Here is a 17,788-nt window from a genome sequence, read left to right on the forward strand (position 1 = left end):
CGGAGGTTCGCACGGGCTCCTGCGTTCCGGCCAGATTACAGCTTCACGGCCGCGTAAAGCTCGCCGACCTCTTTCAAGGACAGCGCCCGGACGGTCCCAGGCTTGGTACGGCCCAGCTTCACCGGCCCGAACTCGATCCTGGCCAGGTCGATCACCCGGTGCCCGGCCTCCTCCAGCATGCGCCTGACGACGTGCTTGCGCCCCTCGTGCAGCACGACCTCGACCAGCGCCTGCTGGCCGTGCTCCTGGACGACGGTGAAGCCGTCGGCCTTGGCGATGCCGTCCTCCAGCTCGATTCCCTGCCTGAGCCGGCGCCCCAGGTCCCTGGGGATCGGCCCGGGCACCTTGGCCCAGTACTTCTTCTGCACGCCGTAGCTGGGGTGCGTCAGCCTGTTGGCCAGCTCGCCGTCGTTGGTGAGCAGCAGCAGGCCCTCGGTCTCGGTGTCGAGCCGGCCCACGTGGAACAGCCTCGGCGCCAGCTCCTCGACGTAGTCGGCCAGGCACGGCCGCCCCTGCGGGTCGTCCATGGTGGACACGACGCCGATGGGCTTGTTCAGCGCGTAGTAGACCAGGTCGGGTGCGGTCGGGATGCGCTTGCCGTCCACGTGGATCACCTGGGTGGCAGGGTCGACCTTGGCGCCGAAGCGCCGCACGACCTGCCCGTTCACGGTGACCCGGCCCTCGCCGATCATCTCCTCGCACGCCCTGCGGCTGGCCACGCCCGCCTGCGCGAGCACCTTCTGCAGCCGCACGCCGTCCGGCACCTCGGTGGTGTCACGCACGTCGGTGTAGCCCTCGGGGTAGAGGTCGCGGTCGCGGATGGGCTGGCGGGCCGCCTTGATGCGGTCCCGCTGCGGGCTGCCGTAGGCCTTGCCGACGGTCTGCACGTCGTCACGCCTGGGGGCGCGGTCGGTACGGGCGGGACGGGCGTCGCCGTCACGCCTGGGGGCGCGATCGGTACGGGCGGGACGGGCGTCGCCGTCGCGCCTGCCGTACCGGGAACGCGTCGAGGACCCGCCCCTGGAGGCGGCGTCCTCCCTGCCACCGCCACGCGTGGTGCGGTCGGCTTCCCTGCCGCCACGTCCGGTGCCGTCGGTGTCTCTGCGTCCACTGCGGTCGGCGCGGAACCCGCCGCGGTCGTCGCGACGCTCCGTACCGTAACCACCACGATCGTCACGACGCCCGGCAGCATAACCACCACGGTCATCACGACGCCCGGCAGCATAACCACCACGATCGTCACGACGCCCGGCGGTGTAGCCGCCGCCACGCTCATCGCGGCGGTCGGAGCGGTAACCATCCCGGTCGCCGCGGGGACGCTCGTAGCGGTCACCACGCGTGGTCCGGTCGTCTCGATCGCCCCGGGACGCCTGCTCACGGTCACCACGCGAGAAACGATCCTCGCGGTCACCACGCGGGTGCCGGTCCTCGCGATCGCTGCGGGGGGAGCGCTCCTCACGGCCGCCACCACGCGGGTAACGGCTGTCACCGTCATTCCCGCCGGGCGACCCGCCATACCGGGCGCGGGACCCGCCCCGGTCGGCGCGAAGGGAGTCGCGGGAGGGGCGGGCGTCGCTCACGGAGTCGCGGCCGTACCCACGGTCGCGGTCGTCGCGCCGGGAGTCCCCACGCGCGGAGTCATCACGCCGGGAGACGCCGCGGAACCCACCACGGGAATCATCGCGGCTGTAGGAACCACCGCTGCGGAAGCCGCCGTCGCGTGCCCCGCCCCGGGCGTCGCCCCGGGCGTCGCCCCGGGCGTCGCCCCGGGTGTCGTCGCGGGTGTTGTCGCGGGTGTTGTCTCGGGTGTTGCCTCGGCTGTTGTCGGAGCGGAAGGCGGGACGTCCATCGCGGCCGGCACTACGGCCAGAGCCGCCGGTACGTCCACGACCGCGTCCATCACCGGACGGGGTGCTGCGCCTGTTGATCACTTTGTTGTCTCCTCGAGGTTTTCCACGTCGTCGGGGAGGAAGGGAGCGAGCTCGGGGAGCTCGCTGAGATCCCGCAGTCCCAGACGTTCAAGGAAGTATGAGCTTGTCCGGTAGAGCACTGCCTGGCTCTCCGGGTCGGTGCCGGCCTCTTCGACCAGCCCCCTGGCGACGAGCGTCCGCATGACGCCGTCACTGTTGACACCGCGCACGGCGGCGACTCGGGCACGGCTCACCGGTTGCCGGTAAGCCACGACCGCGAGTGTTTCGAGCGCGGCCTGAGTCAGCCGCGTCTGCTGGCCGTCACGTACGAACCGCTCGACCAGCGGCGCGCAGTCGGCACGCGTGTAAAACCGCCAACCACCCGCGACTTCTCGCAAGTCAAAACCCCGGCCGGCAGCGGTATATTCCGCCGCCAGCCCCCGCAACGCCGCGGCCACCTGATGAGTGGGCCGCTCCAGCACCTGCGCCAGCGTCACTTCGGCAACAGGCTCGTCAACCACAAGCAGGATAGCCTCCAACGCCGCCTCAAGCGCCGGCCCCCCACTCGCCTCCTTCGCCCCATCCCCCACGTCGGTGTCTTCGGCGGCGTCGACCTCCTCGGACGCGCGGGTGGTGCCGTCATCGACCGCACGCGCGGTGCGTGCGTCCGCCTCCCGCGCGGCTTCCGAGGCCTCGCCTGCCGATCGCGCCTCATCCACCGCAACCGGTGTGTCCGGCGACATCGCCTCGTCCACCGCACCCGGGGCGTCCGGCGACATCGCCTCGGCCTCCGCAACCAGGGCGTCCGGCGACATCGCCTCGGCCTCCGCAACCAGGGCGTCCGGCGACGGCGATGCCTCCTCAACCGGTGCGTCCGCCGACGACCTGGCATCTTCCGCTGCCGGTGCAGCCGGTTGGGCCAGGGAGCCGGGCAGGGTCATCCAGGCGGGCAGCGGAGGCCCGGAATCAGGTGACTGGCGAGGGATGGGCAACGGGTTGGGGTTGTCAGTCATTGCGTGGTTTCTCCGCGGATTCCTCGTAGTCGTCCCCCACCGAGACGTCCCCGTCGTCGGCGCCCGTCCAGGTCACGTGCAGATCACCGAGCGGCTCCACCTGCTCGAACGTGACCGCCGACTCCCGGAACAGCTCCAGCACCGCCAGGAACCGCGCGATGACCTCGAACGTCCCCTCGCAGTCGGCGACGAGCGCCCGGAAGGTGGCCCGCCGGAGGCGGCGCAGGTGCATGACCAGGATCGCCGCCTGCTCCTTGACGCTGGCCAGCGGCTGGTAGATGTGCCCGACGTTCACGGTGGGCGGCAGTTTGGGGGTGAAGGCCTTGGCGGCGATCCTGGCGAGCTGTTCGGGCCCGATGCCCAGAATCAGCTCGGGCAGCAGGTCTGCGAACTCCTGCTCCATCGGCACGGTACGCGGGAAGCGCAGCGCCTCCTCCGCCATCCGGCCGGCGAAGATCTTGGCCACCTCTTTGTACGCCTTGTACTGCAGCAACCGCGCGAACAGCAAGTCCCTGGCCTCCAGCAGCGCCAGGTCCTCCTCGTCCTCCACCTCGCCGGACGGCAGCAGCCGGGCCGCCTTCAGGTCGAGCAGGGTGGCCGCCACCAGCAGGAAGTGGCTGGTCTGGTCGAGGTCCCACTCGGGCCCCCGCGACCGGATGTACGCGATGAACTCGTCGGTGACCTGGGAGAGCGAGACCTCGGTGATGTCCAGCTTGTGCTTGGCGATGAGGCCGAGCAGCAGATCGAAGGGACCCTCGAAGACGTCCAGGTGAACCCTGAACCCCTGGGGCTCGGTCTGCTCTGCGGTCACCTGGCCATTGTGGCAGGCGCCGGCCAGCGCGACAGCACCTCGCGGGCCAGCTCACGGTAGGCGTTGGCGCCGAGGGATGACGGGTCGAACGTGGTGATCGGCTCACCGGCGACCGTGGAGTCGGGGAAGCGCACCGTGCGATTGATGACGGTGTGGAACACCTTGTCGCCGAACGCGCCCATGAGGCTCTCCACGACCTCGCGCCCGTGCAAGGTGCGCGCGTCGTACATGGTGGCGAGCAGGCCCTCGATCACGAGGTCGGCGTTGATCCGCTCCTGCACCTTGGCGATGGTGTCCATCAGCAGCGCGACCCCGCGCAGCGCGAAGAATTCGCACTCCAGCGGCACGATGACGCCGTGCGCGCAGGCCAGCGCGTTGACCGTGAGCAGGCCGAGCGAGGGCTGGCAGTCGATGAGACAGACGTCGTAGTGCGGCAGCAGCGGCTTGAGCGCCCTGCCCAGCACGTATTCGCGGCCGACCTCGGTGACGAGCTGGACCTCCGCCGCCGACAGGTCGATGTTGCACGGGACGAGGTCCAGGCCATCGATCCCGGTCTGCAGGAGCACGTCCGATGCCGAGGCGTTCTGATCCATCAGCAGGTTGTAGGCGGTCATCTCCAGCGAGTTGGGGTTGATGCCCAGCCCGATGCAGAGCGCGCCCTGCGGGTCGAAGTCGACGAGCAGCACCTTGAGCCCGTATTCGGCGAGCGCCGCGCCGAGGTTGATGGTCGTGGTGGTCTTGCCCACCCCGCCCTTCTGATTCACCATCGCCACCACGCGAGCGGGCCCATGCGTCTCACGGCGGTGCGGCTCGGCGAACACCGGACGTGGTCGCCCGGTGGGACCCAGATTCACGTCAAGTTTGCCATTGTCAGCCCTATTCTCTCCCCAGGGGTGCTTGGGGGACCCTGGGGTCGAACCGTTGGTCGTCACAGTCACCAGCTCGAACCTCCCTGACGATCCCGAACCGGACCGTCCGGACGGACACTATGGCGTCACCACTTAACGCGGCAAGGCGGCACGCCGTGGGCGCCGCACGTCGCAAAAGACTATAGATCACTGCCGGGCACGGGGGTGCGCCGCGGCATAGACCTCGCGGAGCTTGTCGACCGTGACCAGGGTGTAGACCTGCGTGGTCGTCACCGAGGCGTGGCCGAGCAGTTCCTGGACCACCCTAACGTCCGCGCCGCCGTCCAAGAGATGGGTTGCGAAGGAATGCCGGAGAACGTGCGGGCTTATCCCGTCGAGCCCGGCTCGTTCGGCGGCGGCCTGGAGCACCTCCCACGCTCCCTGCCTGGTCAGCCCCCCGCCCCGGGCGTTCAGGAAGACGGCGGGGGTGCCGCGTCCGTGGGCGAGGAGGCCGGGCCGGGCGCGGACGAGATAAGCGTCCAGGGCGGAGCGGGCATAGCGCCCCAACGGCACGACCCGGGTACGGGCCCCCTTGCCGCGCAGGCGTACCTGATCGTCCTCGAGGTCGTCCACGGCCAGGCCGACGGCCTCAGAGATGCGGGCGCCGGTGCCGTACAGGACCTCGAGCAGGGCGCGGTTGCGCAAGGTGAGGGGCGCACCGTCGGGGCCGGAGGCGGCGATGAGCCGCTCGACCTCGTCCACCGTGATCGCCTTGGGGAGCCTGCGGGGCTGGCGCGGCGGGCGCACCTGGTGGGCGGGATCGTGGGCCGTGACACCTTCGCGCAGGGCGAAACGGTGCAGCCCGCGCACGGCGGAGACGGCGCGGGCCGCCGAGCTGGCGACCAGCGCGGGATGCTCGCCGTCGCCCTCCCGCAACGCGGAGAGGAAGGCCTGGACGTCGGCCTCCCCCACCTCGTCGAGCCGCGCGCGGCCCCGCGCCTGCAGGTGCTCCAGGTATCGGCGCAGGTCACGGCGGTAGGACGCGAGCGTGTTGGCAGCCAGGCTCCGCTCCACCGCCAGATGGGCGAGGTAGCTGGAGAGCACTGCCTCCACGAATGGGTCCTTCCGTCACGCCTCAGGGGCGTCGGCGGGGCGCAGCAAAGCGAATCCCTCGACCGAAGCCGCATATGCGGCGAGGATACCGGCCACGGCCGGGGAATTGTGGATCATTCCCATGAGCGCCTTCTCGACCGCGTCGGCCAGGGGCACCCATTCGACCGGCATGTCGATTTCCTCGTGCCGGTGGACGAAGCCGTTCTCCTCGTCGGGGATCTTGGACAGGTCACGGGCGAGGAAGACCCTGATGCGCTCGTCCGACATGCCGGGTGAGGAGCGCAGGTCGATGAGCGTGTGCCAGGTCCCGGCCCGGTAGCCGGCCTCCTCGGCGAGCTCGCGGGCGGCCCCGGCCACCAGAGGTTCGCCCTCCACGTCGCGGAGCCCGGCGGGCAGCTCCCACATCAGCCGGCGGGTGGGGTGGCGATACTGCCTGATCATCAGGACCCGGTCCCGGTCGTCGAGGGCGAGCACGGCGACGGATCCGGGATGCACCACGTAGTCGCGGTCGGCGACCTCGTCGCGGGGCATCTTCACGGTGTCGGTGACCACGCGGATGACGTAGCCCGCGAACCGCTCCTTCGTCTCGACGACGTCCCATGCCTCGGGCGTATCTGTGATCATGGTCGCACTCGCTTCCGGTCCTCGTTGGTCACGCAAGCCACCGCCCTCGGACTCACGGACCCACCTTCGCAGCCACCCGGCTGTCGGCGTACACCAGGGCGGCGCCGATGAGGCCCTTGAACATCGGGTTGGCCCGGGTGGGGCGGGAGCGGAACTCGGGGTGCGCCTGGGTGCCGATGAAGAACGGGTGCATGTCAGGGTGCAACTCGGTGTATTCGACCAGCCGGCCGTCCGGCGACAGGCCGGAGAAGACGAGGCCGACCTTCTCGAGCTGCTCACGGTAGGCGTTGTTGACCTCGTAGCGGTGGCGGTGGCGCTCGTCGGCCTTGGCCTTCCCGCCGTACAGGTGCCTGGCGAGCGTGCCCTCGCCGAGCTTGGCGGTGTAGCTGCCCAGGCGCATGGTGCCGCCCATGTCGCGCTCGCCGGCGACGACGTCCTCCTGGTCGGCCATGGTGGAGATGACCGCGTGCTTGGTCTCGGGGTCGAACTCGGCGGAGTTGGCGTCCTCGATGCCGGCCATGTTGCGGGCGGCCTCGATGACCATGCCCTGCATGCCGAGGCAGATGCCGAGCAGCGGGATCTTGTTCTCGCGGGCGTGGCGGATCGCGCCGATCTTGCCCTCGATGCCGCGCACACCGAACCCGCCGGGGACCAGCACGCCGTCCACGCCGTCGAGCTCGCGCTCGGCGCCGTCGGGGGTCTCGCAGTCGTCGCTCTTGACCCACCGGATGTTGACCCGCGAGTCGTTGGCGAACCCGCCGGCGCGCAGCGCCTCGGTGACGGACAGGTATGCGTCCGGCAGGTCGATGTACTTCCCGACCAGGGCGATGGTGACCTCCTTCGCCGGCCGGTGCACCCGGCGCAGGAGCTGCTCCCACTCCCTCCAGTCGACGTCGCGGAACGGCAGGCCGAGCCGCCGCACCACGTACGCGTCGAGCCCTTCGGAGTGGAGCACCTTCGGGATGTCGTAGATCGAGACCGCGTCCACGGCGGAGACGACGGCGTCCTCGTCCACGTCGCACATGAGACTGATCTTGCGCTTGATCGCCGTCTGGACGGGCCGGTCGGACCGCAGCACGATCGCGTCCGGCTGGATGCCGATGCTGCGCAGCGCCGCCACGCTGTGCTGCGTCGGCTTGGTCTTGAGCTCGCCGGAGGGCCCGATGTACGGCAGCAGCGACACGTGCAGGAAGAACACGTTGTCGCGCCCGACCTCATGCCTGATCTGCCGCACGGCCTCCAGGAAGGGCAGCGACTCGATGTCGCCGACCGTGCCGCCGACCTCTGTGATGACCACGTCCACCTCAGGACCGGCCATGCCCCTGATCCGGTCCTTGATCTCGTTGGTGATGTGCGGGATCACCTGGACGGTGTCGCCGAGGTATTCGCCCCGCCGCTCTTTGGCGATGACGTTGGAGTAGATCTGCCCGGTGGTCACGTTGGCCGAGCCGTGCAGGTCGGTGTCGAGGAACCGCTCGTAGTGGCCGACGTCGAGGTCGGTCTCGGCGCCGTCGTCGGTGACGAACACCTCGCCGTGCTGGAACGGGTTCATGGTCCCTGGGTCGACGTTGAGGTAAGGGTCGAGCTTCTGCATGGTGACCCTGAGACCGCGTGCCTTGAGGAGGCGACCGAGGCTGGATGCCGTGAGCCCCTTGCCTAGACTGGAGGCGACACCGCCGGTGACGAACAGATGCTTGGTTTGCGATGCGCTGCGCAAAGGGGCTCCCGTGGCTCGAGGTGTGGTGCAAGTGTCCACGGGCTCTCAGGATATCAAACAACGCCCCTCACATGCCCGAACAGCATGACGTAGCGGTAACTTTGATCCCTATGTCACTTGTACGGCGGGCAATGGGCGCGCTGATTCACCGTACCTACGCGGCGATCCGCCGCGCGGGTGCGATCACTCCGGCCTCGCCTGCCGGTCACCGGTTCCGCCGGTTGGGCGACGGGGTCAGCATCGCGTTCCCCCCAGGCGCGATCTTCGGCGAGCAGTGGATCGAGATCGGCGACCACACGCTGATCGGCGAGCGCGTGTCGATCTCGTGCGGCATGATGCCGGGCCCGGACCTCGGCCCGGACTCGATCCTGCGCATCGGCGACAGCTGCTCCATCGGCCGGGGCTCGCACATCGTGGCCCACCAGTCGATCGACATCGGCGACGACGTCTTCACCGGCCCGTACGTCTACATCACCGACCAGAACCACGTCTACGACGACCCCGACATCCCGATCGGCAGGCAGTGGCCGCGCAACAGCCCGGTCTCGATCGGCTCGGGCTCGTGGCTGGGCACGGGCGCGATCATCCTGCCGGGCACCACGCTGGGCCGCCACTGCGTGGTGGCGGGCGGCGCGGTGGTACGCGGCGAGTTCCCCGACCACAGCGTGGTCGCCGGGGTGCCGGCCAAGCGCGTGCGCGGCTTCACGCGCGAGTTAGGGTGGCACTCCCCCGCCCTCCCCGCGGCCGTCGAGCAGGCTTACCTGAACTCGGGGATGGACCGAACATCCTTCTGACGGTTAGCGTCGGATCATGCGGACCGCCATATGTGAGCGTTTGGGCATCGAGTTTCCGTTGTTCGCCTTCAGCCACTGCCGCGACGTGGTCGCCGCCGTCACGAACGCGGGCGGGTTCGGGGTGCTGGGCGCGATCGCGTACTCGCCCGAGCAGCTCGACACCGAGCTGACCTGGATCGACGAGCACGTGGGCGGCCGGCCGTACGGCGTGGACGTGCTCGTGCCCGGCAAGGTCGACGCCTCCGCACTGGACCGGAGCGCGCACCTCATGGACCACATCCCCGACCGGCACCGCGACTTCGTCACGCACCTACTGGGCAAGTACGGCGTGAGCGCGCCCGCCCGGCCGCTGACGGCGGTGGCGGACGAGCTCGGCAGGCGGGTGACGGCGACGGGGGCGACAGGGCTGATCGACGTCGCGCTCAAGCACCCGATCGGCCTGATCGCCAGCGCCCTCGGGCCGCCTCCTCAGGAGATGGTGGCCAAGGCCAGGGAGGCGGGCGTGCCGGTGGCCGCGCTGGTCGGCACGGTGGAGCACGCCCGCAGGCAGGTGGCGGCGGGCGCGGACCTCATCGTCGCCCAGGGCACCGAGGCGGGCGGGCACACCGGCGAGATCGCCACGATGGTGCTGGTGCCGCAGGTCGTGGACGCGGTGGCCCCGGTGCCGGTGCTGGCGGCGGGCGGGATCGCGTCGGGGCGGCAGATGGCGGCGGCCATGGCCCTCGGGGCGGAGGGCGTGTGGTGCGGCTCGGTGTGGCTGACCACGGAGGAGGCGGAGACGGCGCCCGCGGTCAAGCGCAAGCTGCTGGCCGCCTCGTCGCTGGACACCGTCCGGTCCAGGTCCCGTACGGGCAAGCCGGCCCGCCAGCTCAAGTCGGCCTGGACGGAGGAGTGGGACTCCGGGCAGGAGAGCCCTGGGCCTTTGGGAATGCCGCTGCAGATCCTGCTGGCCGAGGGCGCGATGGCCCGCATCGGGGCGGCGGCGGAGAAGGGCGAGCCGGGGGCGGTGGAGCTGGTCAACTACTACGTCGGGCAGGTCGTGGGGCAGCTGGACCAGGTGAAGCCGGCCCGCCAGGTGGTGTACGACATGATCAGCGAGTACGGCGAGGCGGTGGAACGCCTGACCCGCCTGTCGGAGTGACCCCGCCGCCGCAAGCGCCCCTTGCCGGCCTACCGCCCGGCGCTGCCGGCCGGGCCCCTCCCGGATCGGCCCGCTGCGTCCGGGACCGCCGGCCGGCTGGTCGTGAAGACGTACAGGTAGGGGTGGTGTGGCTGCACGGAGCCGTCGGCGGCGGCCTTGGCCAGGGCGAGCGCCCCGTCGGCCGAGGTGCCGAGCGGCGGCGCGAAGCGGGCGCCGGGCAGCGACTCCCTGACGGTGCTCTGGAACGGCTCCATCAGCAGGTCCGCCGCGTCGAAGAGCCGGCCGCCCCAGGAGAAGACCGGTTCGAGCCCGGTCGCGGCGGCCACGGCGGTCTGGCCGAGCTGCCGCCCCGCCTCGGTCCAGATCCGCCGGGCGACCGGGTCTCCCGCGCGGGCCGCCTCGCCGACGCACGGCGCGAACGACGCCAGGTGGTGGGCCGCGGATCCCGACTCGTAGACGAGCGCCACCAGGTCCATGGGGTGCCCGAAGCGGGCGGTCATGCGTTCGAGCAGAGCGATGGAGCCGCCGGCCCGGCCGTCGTGCGCGCGCAGGGCGGCGTGCAGTCCCTGGGTGCCGACCCAGGCTCCGCCGCCGTGGTCGCCGAGCAGGTGCCCCCATCCGTCGGACTGGTTCCAGACGCCGTCCAGGTCGGTGCCGAGCGTGATGACGCCGGTGCCCGCCGCGACGACGACCCCGGGCCGGAACCCGAGCGCCCCCACGTGCGTGGTCACCATGTCACCCGCGACCACGAGCACGTCCAGCCCGAACCGCTCCCGCAAAGCGCGCCACAGCGTGCCGGGGTCCCTGACCAGCCCGGGCAGCCCGGTCACCCCGATCGCCATCCCGGCGAACCGGCCTGGCGTGGCGTTCTCGACGACCGCGGCGATCCGCGACGCGAGCCTGTCGAGGTCGACGCGGCCCTGCCGGCGTGGCACCGGGGCCGCGTCCTCCCCGTACGCACTCGCCTCCCCGGCCTCGATCCGGACCCTGATCCCCCCGCCGCCGACGTCCACGCCGGCGAATCCGGTCCGGCTCATCCGGCGTGCCCGAGGGGGGACGGGCGGGAGAGCGCGGCGACGGCCGCCCGCACGCCCGGGTGCGCTTCGAGCGCGGCCCGTGCCTGCTCGGGCGGGCAGCCCGTGAGCAGCCGCACGAGCGCGTCCGGGATCCGCCCGCCCGCCTCGGCCAGCGCGGCGCGGCAGGCCGCCGCGTCCTCGCCGGTCGCCTCCACGAGCAGGCTCACGGCCCGCTCGCCCAGCTTGGCGTTGGTGGCCACCAGCCCGACCATGAGGTTCCCGTACGTCCGCCCCGCCTTGATCATGAGCGCTGTCGAGAACGCGTTCAGCAGCACCTTGGTCGCCGTGCCCGCCTTGAGCCTGGTGGACCCGGTGAGCGCCTCCGGCCCGGTGTCGGCGACGACGCTGATCTCCGCCAGCTCGCGCAGCGGCGCGTCCGGATTGCAGGTGACCAGCACCGTGAGCGCGCCCGCGGCCCTGGCCGCACGGAGCGCCCCGGCCACGTACCGGGTGGACCCGGACGCCGTGATCCCGATCGCCACGCTGCTCTCGCCGAGCGTCCCGGCGTCGGCCGCCCCGAGCTCCTCGGCGTCCTCCCGGTCGACGGACGAGTCCGTGAGCGCGGCGGGCCCCCCGGCGAAGTGCGCCGTGAACAGGTCGCGCGCCACCCCGAACGTCGGCGTGATCTCAGTGGCGTCCAGCACCGCCAGCCGCCCCGACGCGCCGGCGCCGAAGTAGTGCACGCTCCCGCCCCGGCCCAGCCGGAGATGCGCCTCGTCCACCGCCCGGGCGAGCGGCCCGGCCGCGGCGCGGGCGGCCTCGACCGCCCTGGCGTCCTCGTCCAGCAGCAGCCGGAGGACGTCGCCGGACTCCAGGGTGTCGATGGCGGCGGTGCGCGGGTTGCGGCGTTCCGTCGGTGGTGGCTGGGTCATCGTGCTCCTCGTCATTCATGTCCTGCGTCGAGCGCGCCCGCATACGCGGTGAACAGCCGGCGCGACTCCGTGGCGAGATCGCCCAGCTCCTGCGGCGCCGGCGGCGGGCCTTCCCGCAGGAAGAGCTCGGCGCGATCACGGAGTCGTTCCCACAGGTCCGCCTCGGGGCCGTCGCCGGGTGTGGCGAGCGCGCGGTCGAGGCCGTCCGCCCACAACGCCCAGCGGTCGCGGTAGTAGCCGCCGACGAGCCCGCTCCAGTGCCGGCCCGCGTAGTCGTCGAGCAGGGGGCTGTCCACGGTGCCCCACACGGTGATGATGCGGCGGGCGTTGTCCAGCAGGACGTCACGGTCGGCCGGATCATCGGCCCACGACAGCGCCTTCGACTCCCAGTGCTGGAAGGTGAATTCACGCCGGCAGGCGAGCACCCGGTCCAGGTCATCGAAGACCCGCAGGAACCGGGCCACATCGGGCGGGCTGGCCGTGCCCCGCCGCACCGACCGCTCTACGGCGTCGAGGTGGTACCGATCGGCGACCCTGGCCATGTAGGCCACGGCCACCTCGACGAGATCGTGCCCCAGCGGACCGGTCAGCAGGCCGCGATCGTGCTCGGCCACCTCGATCATCCGTTCCCAGGCCTGCGCCAGCACGGCCGGGTCGTACCAGAGAGCGCCGGAGGCCTCGGCGCGGAGCTCCGCCACGCCGTCGGGTATCCGCGCGTAGGAGGGGTTGGCGGTGATGACGCCTTCGAACTCCTGAGGGAAGATCCTCCGGCCCCGGGCGTCGTAGACGGTCTCCAGGAGCCCGTGCCAGGCCGCCCGCAGCTCGGCCGTCCACCGGCCCCCGTAGCGCTGGGTCACGAAGGCGTCGAGCCAGGCGCCGATGCCGGGGATCCGGTTCCAGATCTGGTCGGCGACGAGCTCGAAGAAGACGGCGTTGTTGCGGGTGGCCTCCATGGACAGGCCGAGGCCGGTGGGCGGGCTCGGCGCCGCCAGGGCCGCGTCGATCGCGGCCGGCACTCCGGGCAGGTCGGCGATCGGATCGGTGCGGCCACCGAAGTTGAGCAGCGCGCACCAGAGCCATGGCTTTCCGGAGAACTCCTCGAAGCGGCCCCACAGCGGATCGTGCTCCGCCCACAGGTCCGCCACGAGCATCCGGTCATCAGGAATCGCCTCGAGGAAGGCGGTGACGCGGTCCTCGGTCCAGAAGTCCCGCTGGTAGGAGAACGGCCAGGCCTGCATGAGCCAGACCGCGTCCGGGTCGGCGGCCCGCAGGCCGGCCAGCGTCGCCGCCGCCACGGCCCCGGGAAAGGCCGGGTCGGCGTCGATGGGGATCATCTCGATGAACGGGTCGGCGGCGTACAGGTGGTCGGTGCCGAAGAGCTTGATCTGGGCGCGCGTGATCTCGGCTCCGATCCGCTCATAAAGCGGGTCGGCCGGGTCGAGGACCCAGGTCTCGAACCCCTGCCATTGGCGGCGACCGGCGCGCGCCGTCGACGCGACCTCGCGCGGGACGTGCCCGGTGAAGGCCGGGAGCACGGGCGTCATGCCGAAGGCGCGCTCGCGGTCGAGGATGCGCGCCCCGAGCTCGCGATGGCTGTCGATCCAGGACGAGGGAAGCGGACCGGCGAAGCCGTCCAGGCAGCCCATGAACTGGAACGGCAGGTAGCCCGGCCCGCCCAGGAAGCCGCGGATCTGGTGGTCGTCGAGACCGAGGAGGGAGTAGGCGGCGTGCAGCGCGGCCTCGTGGCCGGTGATGGCGAGCGGCATGGTGATGCCGTGCAGGGCCATCCAGTCGATCTCGCGTTCCCAGTCGGCCCAGTCCCAGTAGGGCATCGTGTAGCTGAAGGTGCAGAAGTTGAAGTAGTACCCCTCCTGGACCCGGGCCGAGCCCTGGCGGAGCGCGGCGTCGGGAAGGGACATCAGCGGCAGGGGCAGCACCGTGTCCCAGCCCACGGACATGTCGCAGCGTTCCCGGAGATAGTGATGGAGCGCGACGGACGCGCTCACCCCGTCCGTCGCGGCGACGGTGAGCTCGCCGCCTTTCGCCTCGTACGCGTAGCCGCGCCCCTCGCCGCGAGCTCCGTCGCGCGCGGCGAAGCGGACCGACTCCGCCACGGGCCCAAGAACGCGATGGGCGAGACCGCGGACCGTGTCCGCCCAAAGCGGCGCATGCTCGCCGTCACCGGACAACATCGCAGGTCACACCCCTCGACGAATTAGTTCCGTACGGTCCATAATTAATATGCTAGCGTACCGGCACATCGGTCGATCAGTCGATGCCAGGGAGAGAGCATGGAGCAGGTGGTCGCCGCCGGCACGCAGTTCATGCGAGAGGTCAACGCCGCCGCCATCCTGCGCAAACTGCGGACCGAGACCAGCATGAGCGTGTCCGCGCTGGCCAAGGCCGTGGGGCTCTCCCGCCAGGCGGTCACCCGCTCACTCAACGCACTGGTCGCGGAGGGACTCGTCGAGTTCGGCCCCCTTGATCGCGACTCCACCCGGGCGGGCCGGCCCGCGCAGCTCGTGCGCTTCCGGGCGGAGGCGGGCCACGTGCTCGGCCTCTCGATCAGCCCGCAGGACCTGCGGGTGGCGGTGGCGGATCTGTCCGGGACGGTCACCGCGGCCGACGCGGCGCAACTCGGCGCCGGGCCGAGCGGTGAGCAGGTGGTGCGGGCACTCCTGTCCACGGTGGAGCGGACGCTGCGCTCGACGGGCATCACGACCGGCGACCTCTGGTTCGCCTCGGTGGGCACCCCCGGCATCGTCGATCCGGCCGCCGGGGTCATCAAGCTCATCCCGAGCATGCCCGGCCTGGCCGGCGACGTCCTCGTACGCCGGCTCAAGGACGCCCTCGGCTGCCCGGTCTACCTGGACAACGACGTCAAGCTGGCCACCCAGGGCGAACGATGGCGAGACCCGGAGCGCCGCGAGGACTCCCTGGTGATGCTCCACTGGGGCGAGCGCGTCGGCGCCGGGATCGTGCTGAACGGCGAGCTCTACCGCGGCGCCTCCAACGACGCCGGCGACGTCGGCTTCCTCGATCTGTTCACGGACGGGGCGGGCACCGGTCCCTCCGGGTCGCGCCATCCGCATGGCCTGGGCCCGTTCGAGGATCGGGTCGGCGGCGCGGAGATCGTGCGCCAGGCCACGGCGGCGGCAGAACGCGCGAGCGACGGCGAGTTCCGCGCCCGGATCGAGGCAGCGGGAGAGCGCGCGCTCGAGGCCGTGCTGGATGCCGTCGTCGACGCCAGGCCGGCGGCTCTGGAGGCGATCGACGTGGTGGCCCGCCGCTTCGCCAAGGGCATCGCCGTGATCCGGGCGATCCTCAACCCGCGGCTCGTGGTCATCGGGGGCCCCCTGGCCAGATGCGGCGAGACGCTGCTCGCAGCGCTCCGGCGGCATCTGTCCGGCGAGCCGCTGGACCAGCCGGCTCTGGAGGTCTCGACGCTCCAGGAAGACGCCGTCGTCCACGGAGCGCTGCTCCACTCGCTGGACGAGGTCGAGCGCACCAGGTTCGGCCTGGTGAGAAGCGGTCGTCACTAGGCCCGTTGAAGACAACGCGCCAGCCGACGCCACCATGAAAAGAGAAAGGTCACGCATATGACGACACCAGCCCGGCGGCACACCGCGCTCGTGGCGCTCGGCGTCACGGCGGCATTGGCCCTGACGGCCTGCGCGGGCACCGGCGGTAGCGCGGGCGGAGATACGGCGAAGAAGGTCGACGTATCGACGACCATTTCCAACGACCCGGTGACGCTCACCCTGGCCTATTCCAACGACCCGCCCACCAAGACGCTCATCGACGGCTTCACCAAGAAGCACCCGAACGTGACCATCAAGCCCCAGATGACGCCGTTCAACGACTACATCAAGTCCATCAAACTCTCGATGTCGTCCGACGCGGCGCCGGACATCGCCCAGTACAACCCGGGTGCGATGAACTCCCTGGTCCCGGCCGGCCTCATCCTCGACCTCAACCCGTGGGCCAAGGCGTACGGCTGGAACGGCAAGTTCCCGCCGTCGACCCTCGAGATTCTCAGCTCCGACAAGTCGGCCAAGCAGTTCGGGACCGGCGGTCTGTACGCCGTGCCGGGCGGGCTCTCCGTGGTCGGCGTCTACTACAACAAGAAGATGGTGAAGGAGGCGCCGAAGACGCTGGCCGAGTTCGAGGCCGCGATGCAGAAGGTGAAGGACTCCGGCCAGACGCCGCTGAGCCTCGGCGCGCTCCAGGTCGGCGGGTTCCACCTGTGGAACGCGCTGCTCAATGTCACGGGAGACGTCGCCGACTACCGGAATTGGGTGTACGGCAAGCCGGGCGCGACCATCGAGACCGACACCGCGCGGAAGGCCACCCAGACGCTGACCGACTGGGCGAAGAAGGGCTACTTCCCCGCCTCGGCGAACGCCACGGCGGACACCGACGCGCTGGCGAACTTCGCCAAGGGCAAGAGCGCGTTCCTGGTGACCGGCAACTGGGGCGCCACCGCCCTGGAGACCGAATTGAAGGACGACGTCGGCTTCTTCCTCATGCCCACGGCATCGGGCGAGCCCGCGAAGGTCGCCTCGGGCGCGAGCGTCGCGTACGCCATCTCGTCGAAGACGAAGAACCCGAACGTCGCCGCGGCGTTCCTCGACTACCTGAGCTCGCCGGAAGCGGCGAAGATCGAGTTCGACGGCGGGTTCATGCCGGTCGACACCAAGGCCGAGCTGGGCGCCCAGGGCCTGCGCGGCGACATCGCGACCGTCTTCACGCCGGTGGCGCAGAACAACGGGATCGTCCCGTTTCCCGACTACGCCTCCCCCGGCATGATCGACAAGCTGACTCCCGGCATCCAGGGCCTCATCAGCAGCAAGATGACCCCAGACGCCTTCCTGCGCTCCCTGCAGGAGTCGTGGGACGGACACCATGGCTCGTGATCTGAGCCCCTCCATCTCCCCGCCGCGGGCCGCCCCGGCACCCGGCGGGGGGCGGGTGGCCGGCGGGAGGCGCGCCCGCCCCCCGCACTGGCGCGGACGACGGCTGCGCGGCTGGCTCTACGTCCTGCCCGCGCTCGCTGTGTACCTGGGATTCGCCATCTGGCCGGCGATCACCACGGTGCGCCTGTCCCTGCTGACCTGGGACGGTATCCTGCCATCGGAATGGGCGGGCCTCAGCAACTACGTCAAGATATTTCAGGATTCGGCGCTGTACGAGGCGATCCTGCACAGTCTCGTGCTGATCGTCTTCTTCTCGGTCATCCCCATCGGTGTCGGGCTGCTCATGACGGCCCTCCTGATGGGGAAGGTGCGCCGGGGGATGACGTTCTTCCGGATCGTCTTCTTCCTTCCCCAGGTGCTGCCGCTCGTCGCCGTCGGCATCACCTGGCGCTGGCTCTACAGCGACACCGGCGTCGTCAACCAGATCCTCGACCTGGTAGGGCTCGGGGCGATCACCCGGGCCTGGCTCGGCGACTACGGCCTGGCGCTGATCGCGCTCGGGCTCATCGGGACCTGGGTGATGAGCGGGCTGTGCATGATGCTCTTCCTCACCGGCGCGCAGAAGATCGACACTTCCCTGTACGAGGCGGCGAAGCTCGACGGCGCAGGGGCGTACCGGCAGTTCCTCCACGTCACCCTGCCCGGGGTGCGCAAGGAGATCACGGTCGCCGGCGTCATCACCACGATCGCGGCGCTGGCCAGCTTCGACCTCGTCTTCACCACGACGAACGGCGGCCCGGCGGGGCAGACCAACGTGCCCGGCCTGCTCGTCTACCGGCTGGCCTTCAACGAGGGCGACATCGGCGGCGCCAGCGCGCTGGCCGTCGTGCTGACCGTGATCGTGATCGCCGTCGTCGGCGCCGTCCGACGCTTCACCAGGGATGAGAGTTGAG

Annotated in this window: 15 protein-coding genes; 5 read left to right on the forward strand and 10 right to left on the reverse strand. The window is 70.9% G+C overall.

Annotated elements, in window-relative coordinates; translation table 11 throughout:
* Positions 1-35: 35 nt before the first annotated feature.
* From EJK15_RS14140 to EJK15_RS14170, 7 genes are all read right to left on the reverse strand, one after another.
* Complete coding sequence (locus EJK15_RS14140) at positions 36-1,931, reverse strand: pseudouridine synthase (protein WP_240776964.1); 1,896 nt, start codon at positions 1,929-1,931, stop codon at positions 36-38.
* Complete coding sequence (gene scpB / locus EJK15_RS14145) at positions 1,928-2,500, reverse strand: SMC-Scp complex subunit ScpB (protein ID WP_138710921.1); 573 nt, start codon at positions 2,498-2,500, stop codon at positions 1,928-1,930. Before scpB ends, EJK15_RS14140 begins: the two co-directional genes overlap by 4 nt.
* Before the next feature lie 415 nt (positions 2,501-2,915).
* The gene (locus tag EJK15_RS14150) at positions 2,916-3,734 is read right to left on the reverse strand and encodes a segregation and condensation protein A (protein WP_138710861.1); all 819 of its coding nucleotides are present in this window, start codon (positions 3,732-3,734) and stop codon (positions 2,916-2,918) included.
* Positions 3,731-4,672 (reverse strand): ParA family protein, encoded by a 942-nt coding sequence (locus EJK15_RS14155; RefSeq protein ID WP_138710862.1) that lies wholly within the window; start codon positions 4,670-4,672, stop codon positions 3,731-3,733. Before EJK15_RS14155 ends, EJK15_RS14150 begins: the two co-directional genes overlap by 4 nt.
* Positions 4,673-4,789: 117 nt before the next feature.
* Positions 4,790-5,695 carry a site-specific tyrosine recombinase XerD gene (gene xerD / locus EJK15_RS14160; RefSeq protein ID WP_138710863.1) on the reverse strand — a complete coding sequence of 302 codons (906 nt, stop codon included), beginning with the start codon at positions 5,693-5,695 and terminating at the stop codon, positions 4,790-4,792.
* 15 nt (positions 5,696-5,710) lie between these two features.
* Complete coding sequence (locus EJK15_RS14165; protein ID WP_138710864.1) at positions 5,711-6,319, reverse strand: NUDIX domain-containing protein; 609 nt, start codon at positions 6,317-6,319, stop codon at positions 5,711-5,713.
* A 52-nt stretch (positions 6,320-6,371) separates the two neighbouring features.
* Complete coding sequence (locus EJK15_RS14170) at positions 6,372-8,036, reverse strand: CTP synthase (RefSeq protein ID WP_138710865.1); 1,665 nt, start codon at positions 8,034-8,036, stop codon at positions 6,372-6,374.
* Between the two features lie 110 nt (positions 8,037-8,146).
* Between EJK15_RS14170 and EJK15_RS14175 the strand changes: the two genes are divergently transcribed.
* Positions 8,147-8,830: an acyltransferase gene (locus tag EJK15_RS14175; RefSeq protein WP_138710866.1), complete on the forward strand. Its 684-nt coding sequence runs from the start codon at positions 8,147-8,149 to the stop codon at positions 8,828-8,830.
* Between the two features lie 16 nt (positions 8,831-8,846).
* Complete coding sequence (locus EJK15_RS14180) at positions 8,847-9,971, forward strand: NAD(P)H-dependent flavin oxidoreductase (RefSeq protein ID WP_138710867.1); 1,125 nt, start codon at positions 8,847-8,849, stop codon at positions 9,969-9,971.
* 29 nt (positions 9,972-10,000) lie between these two features.
* On the opposite strand, the gene EJK15_RS14185 is transcribed toward EJK15_RS14180, so the two are convergent.
* The 3 genes from EJK15_RS14185 to EJK15_RS14195 are packed head-to-tail and all read right to left on the reverse strand — an operon-like array spanning position 10,001 to position 14,111.
* Positions 10,001-11,008: an N-acetylglucosamine kinase gene (locus tag EJK15_RS14185; protein ID WP_138710868.1), complete on the reverse strand. Its 1,008-nt coding sequence runs from the start codon at positions 11,006-11,008 to the stop codon at positions 10,001-10,003.
* Complete coding sequence (locus tag EJK15_RS14190) at positions 11,005-11,919, reverse strand: N-acetylmuramic acid 6-phosphate etherase (RefSeq protein WP_138710869.1); 915 nt, start codon at positions 11,917-11,919, stop codon at positions 11,005-11,007. Before EJK15_RS14190 ends, EJK15_RS14185 begins: the two co-directional genes overlap by 4 nt.
* 11 nt (positions 11,920-11,930) lie before the next feature.
* The gene (locus EJK15_RS14195; RefSeq protein WP_138710870.1) at positions 11,931-14,111 is read right to left on the reverse strand and encodes an alpha-N-acetylglucosaminidase; all 2,181 of its coding nucleotides are present in this window, start codon (positions 14,109-14,111) and stop codon (positions 11,931-11,933) included.
* Between the two features lie 99 nt (positions 14,112-14,210).
* On the opposite strand from EJK15_RS14195, the gene EJK15_RS14200 reads away from it, so the two are divergent.
* The 3 genes from EJK15_RS14200 to EJK15_RS14210 are packed head-to-tail and all read left to right on the forward strand — an operon-like array spanning position 14,211 to position 17,787.
* Entirely contained in the window at positions 14,211-15,461 is a 1,251-nt protein-coding gene (locus EJK15_RS14200; protein ID WP_138710871.1) for an ROK family transcriptional regulator, read from the forward strand.
* Between the two features lie 57 nt (positions 15,462-15,518).
* Positions 15,519-16,835: an ABC transporter substrate-binding protein gene (locus EJK15_RS14205; protein ID WP_138710872.1), complete on the forward strand. Its 1,317-nt coding sequence runs from the start codon at positions 15,519-15,521 to the stop codon at positions 16,833-16,835.
* On the forward strand, positions 16,825-17,787 hold the full coding sequence (locus EJK15_RS14210) for a carbohydrate ABC transporter permease (RefSeq protein WP_138710873.1): 963 nt from the start codon (positions 16,825-16,827) through the stop codon (positions 17,785-17,787). The genes EJK15_RS14205 and EJK15_RS14210 overlap by 11 nt, the downstream gene beginning before the upstream one ends.
* Position 17,788 lies beyond the last annotated feature (1 nt).

It is taken from the genome of Nonomuraea basaltis, assembly GCF_005893125.1.
GTDB lineage: Bacteria > Actinomycetota > Actinomycetes > Streptosporangiales > Streptosporangiaceae > Nonomuraea > Nonomuraea basaltis.

Excerpts from the sequence above, each read along its gene's own strand:
- EJK15_RS14175 (WP_138710866.1), top strand. The coding sequence starts at position 8,147 with ATGTCACTTGTACGGCGGGCAATGGGCGCGCTGATTCACCGTACCTAC.
- EJK15_RS14180 (WP_138710867.1), top strand. The coding sequence starts at position 8,847 with ATGCGGACCGCCATATGTGAGCGTTTGGGCATCGAGTTTCCGTTGTTC.
- EJK15_RS14195 (WP_138710870.1), bottom strand. The coding sequence starts at position 14,111 with ATGTTGTCCGGTGACGGCGAGCATGCGCCGCTTTGGGCGGACACGGTC.
- EJK15_RS14190 (WP_138710869.1), bottom strand. The coding sequence starts at position 11,919 with ATGACCCAGCCACCACCGACGGAACGCCGCAACCCGCGCACCGCCGCC.
- EJK15_RS14165 (WP_138710864.1), bottom strand. The coding sequence starts at position 6,319 with ATGATCACAGATACGCCCGAGGCATGGGACGTCGTCGAGACGAAGGAG.
- EJK15_RS14210 (WP_138710873.1), top strand. The coding sequence starts at position 16,825 with ATGGCTCGTGATCTGAGCCCCTCCATCTCCCCGCCGCGGGCCGCCCCG.
- EJK15_RS14200 (WP_138710871.1), top strand. The coding sequence starts at position 14,211 with ATGGAGCAGGTGGTCGCCGCCGGCACGCAGTTCATGCGAGAGGTCAAC.
- EJK15_RS14185 (WP_138710868.1), bottom strand. The coding sequence starts at position 11,008 with ATGAGCCGGACCGGATTCGCCGGCGTGGACGTCGGCGGCGGGGGGATC.
- EJK15_RS14205 (WP_138710872.1), top strand. The coding sequence starts at position 15,519 with ATGACGACACCAGCCCGGCGGCACACCGCGCTCGTGGCGCTCGGCGTC.